The organism is Vibrio sp. QJM3NY_26, from assembly GCF_057786005.1.
Genome location: NZ_CM173515.1, coordinates 3,041,016 through 3,054,991, shown reverse-complemented (window position 1 = coordinate 3,054,991; position 13,976 = coordinate 3,041,016). Strand labels below are relative to the sequence as shown.

16 protein-coding genes are annotated in these 13,976 nt (G+C 45.1%); 3 read left to right on the top strand and 13 right to left on the bottom strand.

Annotated elements, in window-relative coordinates; all coding sequences use genetic code 11:
- The first annotated feature begins 73 nt into the window (after positions 1-73).
- Positions 74-1,687 carry a thiamine/thiamine pyrophosphate ABC transporter permease ThiP gene (gene thiP, locus AC3CH4_RS13560; RefSeq protein WP_488543052.1) on the top strand — a complete coding sequence of 538 codons (1,614 nt, stop codon included), beginning with the start codon at positions 74-76 and terminating at the stop codon, positions 1,685-1,687.
- Complete coding sequence (thiQ, locus tag AC3CH4_RS13555) at positions 1,687-2,391, top strand: thiamine ABC transporter ATP-binding protein (RefSeq protein WP_488543051.1); 705 nt, start codon at positions 1,687-1,689, stop codon at positions 2,389-2,391. Before thiP ends, thiQ begins: the two co-directional genes overlap by 1 nt.
- A gap of 108 nt (positions 2,392-2,499) precedes the next feature.
- Here thiQ and yjgA read toward each other — a convergent pair whose 3' ends face one another.
- Positions 2,500-3,024 (bottom strand): ribosome biogenesis factor YjgA, encoded by a 525-nt coding sequence (yjgA, locus tag AC3CH4_RS13550; protein WP_017083748.1) that lies wholly within the window; start codon positions 3,022-3,024, stop codon positions 2,500-2,502.
- A gap of 118 nt (positions 3,025-3,142) precedes the next feature.
- Here yjgA and pmbA point away from each other — a divergent pair, with 118 nt between their 5' ends.
- Positions 3,143-4,486, top strand: a complete 1,344-nt coding sequence (pmbA, locus tag AC3CH4_RS13545; RefSeq protein WP_017086694.1) for a metalloprotease PmbA — start codon at positions 3,143-3,145, stop codon at positions 4,484-4,486.
- Between the two features lie 148 nt (positions 4,487-4,634).
- On the opposite strand, the gene mgtE is transcribed toward pmbA, so the two are convergent.
- From mgtE to AC3CH4_RS13485, 12 genes are all read right to left on the bottom strand, one after another.
- Positions 4,635-5,990 (bottom strand): magnesium transporter, encoded by a 1,356-nt coding sequence (mgtE, locus tag AC3CH4_RS13540; RefSeq protein WP_004735298.1) that lies wholly within the window; start codon positions 5,988-5,990, stop codon positions 4,635-4,637.
- Between the two features lie 148 nt (positions 5,991-6,138).
- Positions 6,139-6,414, bottom strand: coding sequence for an HPr family phosphocarrier protein (locus AC3CH4_RS13535; protein WP_004735299.1), 276 nt, complete (start codon positions 6,412-6,414; stop codon positions 6,139-6,141).
- A 2-nt stretch (positions 6,415-6,416) separates the two neighbouring features.
- Entirely contained in the window at positions 6,417-7,286 is an 870-nt protein-coding gene (rapZ, locus tag AC3CH4_RS13530; protein ID WP_004735300.1) for an RNase adapter RapZ, read from the bottom strand.
- A gap of 1 nt (position 7,287) precedes the next feature.
- A complete protein-coding gene (gene ptsN / locus AC3CH4_RS13525) occupies positions 7,288-7,749 on the bottom strand; it encodes a PTS IIA-like nitrogen regulatory protein PtsN (protein WP_004738707.1) in 462 nt (153 codons plus the stop codon).
- Position 7,750: 1 nt separating this feature from the next.
- Positions 7,751-8,038, bottom strand: a complete 288-nt coding sequence (gene hpf, locus AC3CH4_RS13520) for a ribosome hibernation promoting factor (RefSeq protein WP_004735302.1) — start codon at positions 8,036-8,038, stop codon at positions 7,751-7,753.
- Between the two features lie 60 nt (positions 8,039-8,098).
- Entirely contained in the window at positions 8,099-9,559 is a 1,461-nt protein-coding gene (locus AC3CH4_RS13515; protein ID WP_004735303.1) for an RNA polymerase factor sigma-54, read from the bottom strand.
- 54 nt (positions 9,560-9,613) lie between these two features.
- Positions 9,614-10,339 carry an LPS export ABC transporter ATP-binding protein gene (gene lptB / locus AC3CH4_RS13510; protein ID WP_004735304.1) on the bottom strand — a complete coding sequence of 242 codons (726 nt, stop codon included), beginning with the start codon at positions 10,337-10,339 and terminating at the stop codon, positions 9,614-9,616.
- A 2-nt stretch (positions 10,340-10,341) separates the two neighbouring features.
- On the bottom strand, positions 10,342-10,836 hold the full coding sequence (gene lptA, locus AC3CH4_RS13505; RefSeq protein ID WP_004735305.1) for a lipopolysaccharide transport periplasmic protein LptA: 495 nt from the start codon (positions 10,834-10,836) through the stop codon (positions 10,342-10,344).
- The gene (lptC, locus tag AC3CH4_RS13500) at positions 10,817-11,380 is read right to left on the bottom strand and encodes an LPS export ABC transporter periplasmic protein LptC (RefSeq protein ID WP_102442585.1); all 564 of its coding nucleotides are present in this window, start codon (positions 11,378-11,380) and stop codon (positions 10,817-10,819) included. Before lptC ends, lptA begins: the two co-directional genes overlap by 20 nt.
- Positions 11,377-11,934 (bottom strand): 3-deoxy-manno-octulosonate-8-phosphatase KdsC, encoded by a 558-nt coding sequence (gene kdsC / locus AC3CH4_RS13495; protein ID WP_004735307.1) that lies wholly within the window; start codon positions 11,932-11,934, stop codon positions 11,377-11,379. The genes lptC and kdsC overlap by 4 nt, the downstream gene beginning before the upstream one ends.
- Entirely contained in the window at positions 11,934-12,905 is a 972-nt protein-coding gene (locus tag AC3CH4_RS13490; protein ID WP_488543050.1) for a KpsF/GutQ family sugar-phosphate isomerase, read from the bottom strand. Before AC3CH4_RS13490 ends, kdsC begins: the two co-directional genes overlap by 1 nt.
- Before the next feature lie 34 nt (positions 12,906-12,939).
- The gene (locus AC3CH4_RS13485; protein WP_004735309.1) at positions 12,940-13,905 is read right to left on the bottom strand and encodes a calcium/sodium antiporter; all 966 of its coding nucleotides are present in this window, start codon (positions 13,903-13,905) and stop codon (positions 12,940-12,942) included.
- Between the last annotated feature and the right edge of the window lie 71 nt (positions 13,906-13,976).

Here is a 13,976-nt window from a genome sequence, read left to right as displayed (position 1 = left end):
CTTTCTAACTTTCTGTATTTAAAGGTTCGTTCGATATTAACTGAGTGAACCACTTACGGTAAAAAATCAATTTATGATAAAGAAAACACCTAAGGTCGGGATCTGGGTTGCGATACTCATTACCGCTTTTGTGGTTTCAGCAGTTGGGGCATTGCTTAGCAATGCCCCTTCTCTTGATATCAGCCAAGTATGGTCCGATCCTTACTATTGGCACGTAACGAAATTCAGTTTTTATCAAGCGACACTCTCAACTGTGCTGAGTGTTGGCTTTGCTATACCAATTGCTCATGCTTTGTGTCGCAGGCAATTTTTTGGGCGAGCTCTGTTGTTAAGGCTGTTCGCATCGACCTTGGTTTTGCCTGTGTTAGTCGGTGTGTTTGGTTTGCTTGCAATTTATGGCAACAGTGGTTGGTTAGCTAAATTTCTGGCGAACTTCGATATTGAATTACCATTCTCCATCTATGGATTGAATGGCATTTTGCTCGCACATGTCTTTTTTAATCTGCCCTATGCCAGCCGTTTACTTTTACAAGCTTTAGATACCGTGCCTGCCGAGCAGCACAAGCTGTGTGCTCATTTGGGTATGAGTCATTGGAATAAATTTAAATGGGTCGAATGGCCGCGATTGAGACAACAACTGCCTCATGTATGTGGCTTAGTCTTCATGTTGTGCTTTACTAGCTTTGCTACCGTGATGGCGCTAGGTGGAGGTCCGAAATCGACCACTATCGAACTCGCTATTTATCAAGCGATTAAATTCGACTTTGACTTACAGGCTGGTGCCTTGCTCGCGATATGGCAAATGCTGCTGTGTGGAGTGCTCGCGGTGAGTATTCAGCGCCTGTCGAAACCTATTTCAGTGACGGCCAGTCAGTTGTCGGAAGAGAAATATTTGGTTAAGGACTGCTGGTGCTCAAAAGCTTGGGATAGCTTTTGGATCATAGTAGTCTCAATGCTGGTATTGCCGCCATTAGCCATGGTTATCGTCAGTGGTATTAACTCACAAGCACTAACTGTGCTCAGCAGCGAACCGTTTTGGGCTGCGCTAATGACCTCAGTTAAAGTTGCGTCCTTAGCAAGTGTTATTGCCGTCGGTATTGGTATTGCGATACTGCTGACCAGTCGTGCATGGCGTTTGCAGAACAAGAACTTTAGAGCCGATAAAATCGAGCTGATTGGTACCATTATCTTAGTGACACCAGGGTTAGTGATCAGTACGGGACTCTTCTTATTACTGCGTTCATTTACCGATGTATTTAGCTTAGCTTTCTTTATTGTGATTGCAGTAAATAGCTTAATGGCACTGCCTTATGTGATTAAAACCTTAGCCCAACCTATGTTGCATTTATCTCAACAGTATCAATACGTGTGTGCAAGCTTGGGAATGACAGGTTTCACACGTTTTAGGCTGGTGGAGTGGCGCGCACTACGTAAACCAATGGCGCAAGCCTTTTCTATTAGCTTTATGCTGGCGATGGGGGACTTGAGTGCCATTGCCTTGTTTGGTAGCCAAGATTTTAGAACGCTGCCTTTGTATCTATTCCAATTGTTAGGCAGCTATCAAATGGAAGCCGCCGCGGTGGTTTCTGTGAGTTTACTGCTGCTGAGTGTGGGCAGTTTTAGCTTAATAGAATTTTTATTTACTCGAAGCTCAAACCCCAATGCTAAAGAGTTAAGGAACCGATGATGTTAGTGATGAAAGAGGTGGACTACCACTATCACCGAGAGTTGTTTCGCTTTGATTTCCAAGCTGAGCAGGGCGACATTGTCGCGTTGATGGGGCCGAGTGGCGCTGGTAAATCAACGTTGTTGGCGCTAGTTGCGGGATTCATAGAGCCTACATCGGGTGAGATCTCAGTGGCAGGACAATCGCTTATTGGTAAAGAAGCGCACCAACGTCCATTGGCGATGTTGCTCCAAGAACACAATCTTTTTGCCCATCTCACCGTACGTGAAAATATTGGTTTAGGGCTGCATCCAGGATTAAAGCTTACAGCAACCCAAAAGCTCAAAGTTGAGCAAGCAGCCGCACAAGTAGGTGTTGCAGAGTATTTAGATAGATTGCCTGAGCATTTATCGGGTGGCCAGCGCCAGCGTGTCGCGTTAGCCCGCTGTTTTGTTCAGCCTCATGATATCTGGTTGCTTGATGAACCTTTCTCTGCGCTTGATCCTTTGCTGCGCGAGGAGATGCTTAGCTTAGTGAAGCGATTAGCGGCAGAACGAAATATTACGGTATTGATGGTGACGCACCATTTAGGTGATGCACGCAGTATCGCGAATAAGTTTATTTTTGTGGCGCTAGGTAAGGTGTTGGTTGAAGACTCGATAGAGGTACTGACCGCTACTCATCCACAGCAAGAATTAAGTTCGTTTGTTAAAGCGGGTGAGTGACGACTGAGTATTGGTCTTGATGGCTTTTGATATTGAGTAAGTCGAAAACAAAAAGACCTAGCATGTGCTAGGTCTTTTATTATCTTTCTGAGTAAAAGGAGACGAAGGTTAGTCGCCTTGCTTTAGCTCTTTTAAGATTTGGAAGATCTCGCGAGAAGACTTCGCTGGCTTGTTCGCTGATTTCTCTTTGTTAGCTTGGCGAGCTAGCTGACGAAGACGTTGACGGTCTGCTTCAGGGTACATTTCCATAACGTCAGAAATGGCAGCATCGCCTTCTGCAACAACGCGGTCACGCAGTTGTTCTAGTTTGTGTAGTTCAACTGTTGCTTGAGAGTGTTTGTTGCGAATTTTATCTAAAGCCGCTTGAATTGGCTCTGGATCTACATTGCGCATTACTTTACCAATGTATTGAAGCTGACGGCGCTTTGCTTCATTTTTAAAGCGTTGTGCATCTTTAATCGCTTGTGCCAGGTCTTCAGACAAAGGGAACTTATCAAGAATAGAAGGCTTTAGTTCAACAAGCTCTTCTCCCAGCTTTTGCAGGGCATCCATGTCCGTTTTCATTTCTGTCTTACTTACCCAGATGATTTCTTCTTCTGGTTCCCATGGGGCTTTTTGGTTTTTGCGAGCCATCTTTTCTGCCTATGTCACTATCTCAAACGAATATATTGCCTATTTTAGCAAGAATCTTGGGGAGAAAGCGAAATTCTTGTTATCCTACCTAATATTGACCTAAAAAATTAGAATAGATATGGATGTAAAACAGCAAGTCGCCCAGCAAAGAGTTGAGCTAGAAGCCGCAGTAGCTAAAGCGTTGGATATGGCATCAGTGAGTGCAGACGCAGCTGAGGTCGCTATTACTAAGTCAACGGGTTTAAGTGTTTCAACACGTATGTGTGAAGTGGAAAACGTTGAATTTAATAGTGATGGTGCTCTAGGTATTACTGTTTACCGCGGCCAGAAAAAAGGCAGCGCATCTACATCTGATCTGAGTGAAAAGGCAATTGCTCAAACAGTAGCGGCTGCGCTTGATATCGCTCAGTACACTTCTGAAGACCCATTTGCCGGTCCTGCCGCAAAAGAATACATGGTAAAAGAAATTCCAGATTTGGACCTTTTCCACCCTGATGAACCAAACCCTGACTATGCCGCTGAGATTGCGATTGCTGCTGAGAAGCAAGCGCTAGCTTATAGCGACAAGATCAAGCAAAGTGATGGTGCAAGCTACGACAGTCACTATGGTGTTAAGGTTTATGGTAACAGCCATGGCTTGCTGGCAAGCTACGCCTCAAGTCGCCATAGCACGAGCTGCTGTGTGATTGGGCAAGGCGCTAATGGTGAAATGGAACGTGACTACAGCTACACCGTTGCACGTCATCGTGATGAGCTATGGGCGCCTGAGCGTGTTGGTCAAGAAGCGGCAGAAAAAACCATCAGCCGTTTGGATGCTAAAAAGCTACCAACAGGCCAATATCCAATTATGTTCGCGAACGATGTCGCTACAGGTCTAATTGGCCACCTTGTGATGGCAATTAGCGGTGGTAATCTTTACCGTAAGTCTTCGTTCTTACTGGATCATCTAGGTCAGAAAATCTTGCCAGATTGGTTCAATATCTCTGAGCGTCCCCATATCTTACGTGGTTTGGCTTCAAGCCCATTCGATAGCGAAGGTGTGTTCACTCAAGATCGTGAAATCATCACCGACGGTGTGTTAGCAACTTACCTGCTAACGAGCTACGCCGCACGTAAAATGGATATGACACCAACAGGTCATGCGGGTGGTATTCATAACTGGTTCGTTAAATCGACCGGTCAAAACTTTGAGCAAATGCTAAAAGAGTTAGGCACAGGCTTCCTTGTGACTGAGGTGATGGGTCAAGGCGTTAATACCGTGACAGGTGATTATTCTCGTGGTGCTGCAGGTTTCTGGGTTGAGAACGGAGAGATCCAATACCCAGTATCGGAAGTGACGATCGCGGGCAATCTCAAAGATATGTTCACTCAGATTGTAGCGGTAGGTAACGACGTTGAAACTCGTTCACAAATTCAAACAGGTTCTATCCTGCTTGAATCGATGAAAGTCGCGGGTGAGTAATTTGCTTAATTGGCTTTAGTTTAAATCTGAAGCTCAAACCTGAAGCGTAAATCTGACCTATTAAAAAGGGAGCCTCTGGCTCCCTTTTTGTATTCAGCATCTCGTCTTAGAATAGGCTATCTGTTTATTCACACGAGATAAGTATGAGTTAGATAAGTATCGTGGCTAAGCCTAAGAACACCGATAGGCCAATCACATCAGTCACCGTGGTCAGAGCCATACCGCCTGCAAGGGCAGGGTCGATATTCATCTTCTTCAGCATTACAGGAATGGTTACACCGGCAATACCCGCGACAATCAAGTTTGTCATCATCGCTGCTGAGATGATGCCTCCCAAGATCCAATTGCCTTTCCAAGCAACCACTATACCGCCAATGATAACGGCCCATAGAATGCCGTTAAGGAAGCCGATAGAGGCTTCTTTGAGTAGTAGTTCGCGTTTGTTACTGTCGCCAATGTGACCAAGCGCTAAACCACGAATCACTAGAGCGACGGTTTGGTTACCTGCAACACCACCCATGGACGGTACGATAGTCATCAAAACGGCAATCGCGGCCATCTCATTCAGTGTGGCCTCAAACATATTAGACACAGACGCTGCCGCGAGTGCTGCTAAAACGTTTGCGCCTAGCCATACACTACGACGACGAGCGGATTTTACGACCGGTGCGAAGGTATCTTCGTCATCGTCCATACCCGCCATACTCATCATTGAGTGCTCGGCATCTTCACGGATAACATCAACCACATCATCGATCGTGATACGACCTACAAGGTGTTGATTTACATCGACAACAGGAGCTGACACCCAGTTACGACGTTCGAACAGGCTGGCGATATCAGAGGCACTGGTTTCAACGGCGATCGCTTCGTCGGCATCTTCCATCACTTCTGAAACAGACACATCAGGCTGGGTTGTAATCAGTGTGCTGAGCGATAGGTTACCAATGAGGCGTTCGTCGTCATCGATAACATATAACGCATCGGTAGCGTCAGGTAATTCACCACGCATACGTAAATAACGCAGTACGACCTCAACATCGACATCACCGCGGATCGTGATTACGTCGGTGTTCATTAACGCACCCGCTGAATCTTCTGGGTACGAAAGGGCGGTTTCTACTAATGCACGATCGACAGAGTCCATTTGGGAAAGGACTTCTCGAGAAACATCGTCCGGCAGGCTTCGAAGTACGTACGCGACGTCATCGGTTTCCATACCTTCGGTTGCTTCTGCCAAGGTTTCTGGTGCCATTTTTGACACAAGAGCATCTTTGACATCTTCGTTTAGCTCATCAAGAATTTCACCGTAGTCTTCTGGATCGGTGAGTTGCCAGAGTACGTCACGACTTTTGCGAGGGGAGGCTTCTAAAAGGTGTGCAATATCCTCAGGTTCCATATCCTGAAGTTGTCGGCGTACGTGAACAAATCGGCCGTTTTCTAGGGCTTCGCTGACTTCTTGGAGGGTTTGGTGAGCTTGGTCGAATTCTAATTGCTCTGCCATATTTTCCTCCTATCTCATTATTCTAACAATGCTTGGAATAGTAACTTAATTCTGGGGCTTATTTAAATCATTAACTTAGGTAGAACTAAGAATTAATATTGGTTGATGCGTGGTTTGAGTTTTAGATGTTGTGAGTGAAGCGTTTTTGCTACTCGCCCTCATCAAACCGGTCTTCAATTAGGTGACAAACGGCATCAAGCGCTTGCTGTGAATCGGTGCCTGCGGCTTGGATAGTGATGTGTTGCCCTTGCGCCGACTCCAGCATAAGTAGCCCCATTACACTGTCTGCTGTTGCCGTTTTATCTTCTTCACTATGGATAGTGATGGTTGCATCAAAGCTTTGTGCAAGCTCAACCAATTTTACGGCTGCTCTAGCGTGAAGACCCAAGCGATTTTGGATCAGTACAGTTCGAGTTAATTCCATGGTTAGCCCTGTTGGTGCTTCTCTAGGGAGGCGTGTCTGATTTGAACTTGATGGCCAAGTTGTTCGAAGTATTCACCAATTTTCTGAGTTAGGTAAACCGAGCGGTGTTTACCGCCAGTACAACCAATCGCGACCGTTAGATAACTGCGATTATTCTTCTCTAACATTGGCAACCACTGCTCAACAAAGCCTTGAATTTGCTGCTTGAGTTCAAGAACTTCTGAGTGTTTTTCAAGAAAAGAGTGAATGGGTGCGTCAAGACCCGTTAATGGTCGTAGTGCTGGTTCCCAGTGAGGGTTTGGCAAAAAGCGAACATCAAACACATAGTCAGCATCACTTGGCAGTCCGTATTTGAAACCGAAAGATTGAAAGACAATGATCAGCTCTTGCTTCTCTTTGCCTTCAACTTTAAATCGAACCTTTTCGCTCAATTCGTAGAGGTTGCAGTCACTGCTGTCAATCACAATGCTGGCTTGCTCTGCGAGAGGTGTTAGGAGTGTCTTTTCTAAATCAATCGCTTGCTCAAGAGATAACTTTTCTTGGCCGATCGATAAAGGGTGAATTCTGCGTGTTTCGCTGTAGCGTTTGAGTAGCGTTTGCTTACTTGCGTCTAGGAACAAAACGTTCACATCAATATCAGTGGCGGCTTCTAGTTGTTCTAGTGTCTCTGTAACTAACTGCGGTTCTTTCGGTAGGTTGCGAATATCAATGCTAACAGCGACGTTTTGATTGATCTCGCGTACCGATTCGACGAAGTCGCTTAGCAGGTTTACTGGAAGATTATCAACACAGTAATACCCCAAGTCTTCAAGGACTCGTAACGCAACACTTTTACCAGCCCCAGATTGGCCACTCACAACGATTAATCGCATGTTATTGCTCGCAAGTTGGCACTTGGATCATGATGTCGTAAAGCTCTTGATCGCTTTGAGCATTACGCAACTGTTTAAGAGTCTGCTTGTCGTTAAGTCGTTCTGCCATACATGAAAGGGTTTTTAGATGCTCCTTGCACTGTTCACTTGGAACAAGCAGGGCAAATAGTAGGTCGACAGGACGATTATCAATCGCATCAAATTCGATTGGGTCTTGGCATTGTAGTAATACAGCTATCGCTTTATCACTGACATTCATACGAGCATGAGGAATAGCGATGCCATTACCAATACCAGTACTGCCCATTTTTTCACGGCTCAACATGCACTCAAACAGTTCTGTTGAATCTTGACCACAGCTTTCTGCAGCGATCTGACTGATGAGCTCAAGGGCTCTTTTTTTGCTTGTGCATTGGACTGCACTTTTGGTGCAGTCCAATGAAAGTACTTCGCTTAATTGCATGTTAGTGACTACTTAGCTTTTCTTTGTGCTTGTTGAGTTGGCGGACGAGTTTATCAACCAATGAATCAATCGCGGCATACATGCTTTCATCAGTTGCTGTCGCATGGATTTCCCCCTGATTTATATGCAGGGTAGCTTCCGCGATTTGATTGATTTTCTCAACTTTTAAAACAACCTGAACGCTATTGATATGATCAAAGAAGCGCTCAAGTTTGTCGAATTTAGTGCGAACATAGTCTTGCATTGAATCGGTAAGATCAACGTGATGGCCTTGAATATTGATTTGCATAGACTTTCCTTTTCAGTTGGTTGCCAGGTTATAACTAAATTAATAGTTAACTAAATTAGCTTATAGCAGGCGTTTACGCTGACTCGATGGGGCAATGCCCAGAGACTCACGGTATTTCGCTATGGTACGTCTAGCTACCTGAATTCCTTGGTCAGCCAGTAAAGCAGCAATCTTACTATCACTGAGAGGCTTCGCGGTATTTTCCGCTGCGACAAGCTTCTTAATCAGTGCGCGAATTGCTGTAGATGAACATTCACCGCCATTGTCAGTGCTGACATGGCTTGAGAAAAAGTATTTGAGTTCGAAGATGCCACGTGGCGTGTGCATGAATTTTTGAGTCGTCACACGAGAGATCGTGGATTCGTGCATATCAACGGCTAACGCAACATCATTCAGAACCATTGGCTTCATCGCTTCTTCGCCATGTTCGAAGAAATCACGCTGATGTTCAACAATGCATCGCGCAACTTTGAGTAGCGTCTCATTTCGGCTTTCTAAGCTTTTGATTAGCCATTTTGCTTCTTGCAAATTTGAGCGAATGAATTGGTTGTCTGCACTGCTGCCCTTGCTACCAAGAGCGGCATATTGCTGATTTACTTTCAGCTTAGGGACACTATCAGGGTTAATGGTGACTAACCACTTTCCAAGATCTTTGAACACAGTTACATCAGGAACCACATATTCAGTTTCGTCCGGTGTAATCTTACTGCCAGGTCGAGGATCCAATTGCTGAATCAGTTGCAGAACCTCACGTAGTTCCGCTTCTTTCAGTTTGGTTTCTTTGATGACTAATTTGTAATCGCGGTTACCGAGTTGGTCGATGTGGCTAGTGAGTACTAACTTAGCTTCGTTAAGCCAAGGGGTATCCTGGGGAAAGGTTGCCAGTTGCAGTAACAAGCAATCTTGTAGATTCACTGAACCGACACCCAGCGGGTCAAACTGCTGAACTCGTTTGCGGACGGCTTCAATCTCATCAAGCTCTACTTCTTCGCTATCGAAGTTTTCAAGGATATCTTCACAAGATACGGTGAGGTAGCCATAGTCATCAATGGCATCAATCAGCGCGAAAGCAATGCTTCGGTCAGTTTCAGAGAATGGTGTTAGGTCGAGTTGCCAAAGTAGGTAGTCGTGTAGGCTTTGAGTCGTTTCGCCTTGATAAACAGGCATGTCGTCATCAATCGCAATACCAGTGTTACCTGTGTTTGCGCTGTAGACGTCTTCCCAAGTTGTGTCGATTTCTAGTTCGTTGCCAATTTCTGATTTTTCGATTAAGTCTGAGCTATCAGGTAAATCTTGTTCTGTGGCTTCAACTGTTTCTTTCTCGTCACTGCTAGGTTTCTCTTCCGATGTAGGCGTATCTTCATTGCCTTCTTCGACATCGAGTAGTGGATTAGATTCAAGTGCTTCTTGAATCTCTTGCTGCAAATCTAAAGTAGACAATTGCAACAAACGAATCGCTTGCTGCAATTGAGGAGTCATTGCTAACTGTTGGCCTAGCTTAAGTTGTAATGAGGGTTTCATTCAGTGTGACTTACCTAGTTATTATTCTTAGAACTCTCGATAATCTCTATATAATCATAGACGGAATTGTTCGCCTAGATAAACTTGTTTAACTTGTTCGTTATTGAGAACATCTTCAGGAGTACCCTCAGCGATCAGGTGTCCTTGGCTTACGATGTAAGCTTTTTCACACACATCTAATGTTTCACGAACGTTGTGATCGGTAATCAAAACGCCCAAGCCGCGATCACGTAGGTGAACAATGATTTTCTTGATATCGATAACTGAGATCGGGTCAACACCGGCAAACGGTTCATCCAGCAGAATGAATTGCGGGTTTGCTGCTAGAGCTCGAGCAATCTCCACACGACGACGCTCACCACCTGACAGAGCCATACCATTACTGGTGCGGATATGTTGGATGTGGAACTCTTCTAGAAGATCTTCCAGCTTATCTTGGCGCTGTTCGTTAGTCATTTCATCACGGGTTTGTAAAACGGCCATGATGTTGTTCTCAACAGACAACTTACGGAAAATCGATGCTTCTTGCGGTAGGTAACCGATACCAAGACGAGAACGACTGTGCATTGGCAAGATACTGATGTCACGGTCGTCAATGCTGATAGTACCTTCATCACGCGCAACCAGGCCAACTATCATATAGAAAGAGGTCGTTTTCCCTGCACCGTTAGGGCCAAGCAGACCAACGATCTGGCCTGACTCTACCTGCAAACTTACATCGGTAACAACTTTGCGCTTGCTGTAGGTTTTCGCTAGGTTTTTTGCTTTAAGAACAGCCATCGTTACTTATTCACTTCCGTTGGTTGTAAAACCGTTGACACTCGTTTGTTTTCACCACTGTCAGCGACTAATTTTTGAGAGCCGATCTGGTAGGTGATCTTAGAGCCACGAATGATGCTGCCATCTTGAGATAGCATTGCATTCTTAGTCATGATCAATTTGTCGGCAACAAGCTGGTAATGTAAGTCGTCAGCTTCACCGTAGAGTGTCTTCCCGTCGTCAGTCAGTTGAGAGAAGGTCGCTGGCTTACCGAAGCCTTGAATTTCTTCAATCTCACCGTTTACGGCGTTGCGGGTAACAATAACCTTATCGGCATTGATATTGATGCTGCCTTGCTTAAGGTTTACATCACCAAGGAAAGTCACTTGGTTACTTTTCATATCCAATTGCTGGCTGTCTGAGTCAATGTAGACAGGTTGCTCGCTATCCGAAGAAAGGGCATAGACATTAGGCGCCGCAAGGGTCAAAGCGAATAAACTAAGGTGTAAGAGTTTCATATCTACCTTGAACAGAATTAAAGAGGGTTGCATTGTTGGTACCGAAGTTACCTTTCATTGCTTGTCCCTCAGTTTCAAACAATGTACCGATCATATGGACCGGAGTCTCTGAATAAAAATCTCGGCTAGGCAGCTCAACAACCATTTTATCTGTGGTCATAGTATCGAAGCTAGCTTCTGGCAACAGGTTCTTTGCCACGACGTTGTCATAAAACGTGACAACTTGATTCTCATCCATAATCGCGCGATCAGCGGTGACTTGCCATTCAATCGTATGCCCTTCTCGGAATACCGAAAGAACCGGGTTTTGAAAGTGCGTATCGCCAACCACTGAGTAGTGCTCTAAATACGTCGATTCAACCTGATAGCTACGAATACCGCTTTCATCATAGCTAATGTTGTTTAGACTTTTGCCACTAAACGCGGGCAGCTCCAAATTTGGAGCCACTTGTATCGTTGATGTTTGCTCTTTGTCGTACAAGTAATAGGTCGACCAAGAGGCAATAAATATGAGTATTAAATAGATAATACGAGTAAAACTCATATGCTTAAACCTTTATGCACGTCGAGTTCATTTCTTGCTTGTAAAATAAGGTCGCAAACTTCACGTACCGCGCCGTGACCACCGTTAATGGTTGTCACGTAATTTGCACGCTTTGCAAGTAGTGGATGACCATCTGCTACACATACCTTCAAGCCAACTTTTTCCATCACAGGCCAGTCGATCAGATCGTCTCCGATGTAGCCCGTATTTTCAGGATTTACAGAAAGCTTATCGCAAATATCTTGATAGGCCTTAACTTTATCATCCTGACCTTGGTAAATAAGCTTAATACCGAGAGCGGTCATTCGATTCTCAACAATTTGAGATTTACGGCCAGTGATGATCGCGATTTCGATACCAGCGTTCATCAGTGACTTAATGCCATAGCCATCACGAGTGTGGAAGGTTTTCAGTTCTTCACCGTTGTTGCCCATGTAGATGCGACCATCTGAGAATACGCCATCGACATCGCAAATAAGCAATTTGATCTCTTTTGCTACGGCAAACACTTCTGAATCTACTGTGCCGTATAGAGTTTCGACTGTCTGTGTCATTACATTACTCCTGCTTTCAGTAAGTCATGCATGTTTAACGCTCCGACTAGTTTGCCTTCATGGCACAGCATTAGGCCATTGATGCTCTTAGCTTGCATCAAGTTCAAACCCTCAACCGCGAGCATGTTTGGTTCTGCTACCGTCGGATTTAGCGTCATCACGTCGCCGATCTGCGTGTCATGGATATCGATGCGCTTGTCTAGGATACGGCGCAAATCACCATCAGTAAAAATACCGACCATTAGACCGTCTTCACTCACGACTGCCGTCATCCCCAAGCCTTTTTGAGATATCTCCAAAAGAGCGTCTCGTACCAACGCTTCCGGTGCTACCACTGGGAGTGCATCGCCCGTATGCATGATATCTTCAAGCTTCAATAATAGTTGTCGACCCAAAGCGCCGCCAGGGTGGGACAAAGCAAAATCTTGCGCAGTAAAGCCTCTGGCTTGTAAAAGTGCGACGGCTAATGCATCACCCATCACCAAGGTAGCCGTTGTACTGGTTGTTGGCGCAAGACCAAGTGGACACGCTTCTTCTGGTACTGATATTTGTAAATGAATATCAGACAAAGTCGCCATGTTTGATGCTGGCTTACCTGTCATGCTGATAATCTTGATGTTCAAACGCTTCAATACCGGGAATAAGCTTAGGATTTCACCTGATTCGCCAGAGTTGGATATTGCTATAACAACATCGCCAGCCCCGATCATTCCTAAGTCACCGTGCGCAGCCTCCCCTGGGTGTACGAAGAAAGCGGATGTCCCAGTACTTGCTAGTGTTGCTGCTATTTTTTTGCCGATGTGGCCAGATTTTCCCATGCCCATCACAACCACTTTTCCTTTGTTGTTCAGGATAAGGTCGCAAGCTTTGCAAAAGTCATCATTAAAATATTGGTCCAATTGAGTAAGACCTGCAACTTCGGTTTCCAAAACTTGCTTTGCAACACTGCGATAATCGAATGACTGAGACATTAAATACTCCAAGTACGGGAAGTTAAATCAATAATTAAGCTGACATGTTCATAAGTAGGTAAGCTTGGTAGGCCACGAATGTCACTATTAACACACCGCCTTCAATACGATTCACACTACGTGATTTACCTAGTGCCATTACAACAAGCAGTAGCGATACGCCTAGCATTACCCAGAAGTCACGACCCATAGCAAACTCGCTCAAGACTGAAGGGTTGAGGATGCCAGGGATACCCATAACAGCAAGGATGTTGAATACGTTCGAGCCAATGATGTTACCCACGGCCATATCATCTTCACCCTTCATTACGCCAGCAAGTGATGCTGCTAGCTCAGGCAGACTTGTACCAACGGCAATAATGGTTAAACCAATCACAAGGTCGCTCATGCCAAAGAATTTAGCGATAACAACGGCGTTATCAACCAACATGTTGGCAGCTAGAGGCAGAATTATCAGACCAACTACCACCCACATTGCGGCTTTAGGGTTGCTCACGCCTTCAGGAACTTCAGATTCTTGTTCTTCAAGGAAGGCATCGCCGTTCTTTTTCTCACTGCGGCTGATTTGCAGCATTGCGAATAAGAATGCGGCAAAAAGAACAAACAACAATACGCCTTCGTAAAACCCTAAATGGTTGTCCCACAGCAAAGCACCCGCTAGTAGAGTGACACCAATCATCAATGGTAGTTCACGGCGAATCACACCAGAGCTAATTGATAGCGGTTTGATGAGCGCTGTAATACCCAAAATCAGTGCGATGTTGGCGATGTTTGAACCGAGAACGTTACCTACAGCCGTATCTGTTTTTCCATCAAGAGCAGCTGTTGCTGAAACCATCATTTCAGGAGCCGAAGACCCCATTGCTAGAATCGTCATACCGATAACTAATGGTGAGATACCAAAGTTGCGAGCAAGAGCAGCGGCGCCGTAAACCAGCTTATCTGCACTCCACACCAAAAAACCTAGACCGATAATAAGAAACGCAATCGCTTCAAGCATGATGATTCCTAAAAAATTAATAAAAAACGGAGAATTAACCGCTAATTTTGACCTGTTGCTAGATAAAAGGG

Coding starts and splice junctions, on each gene's coding strand:
- AC3CH4_RS13535 (WP_004735299.1), bottom strand. CDS start 6,414: ATGGAATTAACTCGAACTGTACTGATCCAAAATCGCTTGGGTCTTCAC.
- ptsN (WP_004738707.1), bottom strand. CDS start 7,749: ATGCAATTAAGCGAAGTACTTTCATTGGACTGCACCAAAAGTGCAGTC.
- hpf (WP_004735302.1), bottom strand. CDS start 8,038: ATGCAAATCAATATTCAAGGCCATCACGTTGATCTTACCGATTCAATG.
- lptA (WP_004735305.1), bottom strand. CDS start 10,836: ATGAAACTCTTACACCTTAGTTTATTCGCTTTGACCCTTGCGGCGCCT.
- kdsC (WP_004735307.1), bottom strand. CDS start 11,934: ATGACACAGACAGTCGAAACTCTATACGGCACAGTAGATTCAGAAGTG.
- lptB (WP_004735304.1), bottom strand. CDS start 10,339: ATGGCTGTTCTTAAAGCAAAAAACCTAGCGAAAACCTACAGCAAGCGC.
- pmbA (WP_017086694.1), top strand. CDS start 3,143: ATGGATGTAAAACAGCAAGTCGCCCAGCAAAGAGTTGAGCTAGAAGCC.
- lptC (WP_102442585.1), bottom strand. CDS start 11,380: ATGAGTTTTACTCGTATTATCTATTTAATACTCATATTTATTGCCTCT.
- rapZ (WP_004735300.1), bottom strand. CDS start 7,286: ATGCGATTAATCGTTGTGAGTGGCCAATCTGGGGCTGGTAAAAGTGTT.
- thiQ (WP_488543051.1), top strand. CDS start 1,687: ATGTTAGTGATGAAAGAGGTGGACTACCACTATCACCGAGAGTTGTTT.
- yjgA (WP_017083748.1), bottom strand. CDS start 3,024: ATGGCTCGCAAAAACCAAAAAGCCCCATGGGAACCAGAAGAAGAAATC.
- thiP (WP_488543052.1), top strand. CDS start 74: ATGATAAAGAAAACACCTAAGGTCGGGATCTGGGTTGCGATACTCATT.
- AC3CH4_RS13515 (WP_004735303.1), bottom strand. CDS start 9,559: ATGAAACCCTCATTACAACTTAAGCTAGGCCAACAGTTAGCAATGACT.
- mgtE (WP_004735298.1), bottom strand. CDS start 5,990: ATGGCAGAGCAATTAGAATTCGACCAAGCTCACCAAACCCTCCAAGAA.
- AC3CH4_RS13485 (WP_004735309.1), bottom strand. CDS start 13,905: ATGCTTGAAGCGATTGCGTTTCTTATTATCGGTCTAGGTTTTTTGGTG.
- AC3CH4_RS13490 (WP_488543050.1), bottom strand. CDS start 12,905: ATGTCTCAGTCATTCGATTATCGCAGTGTTGCAAAGCAAGTTTTGGAA.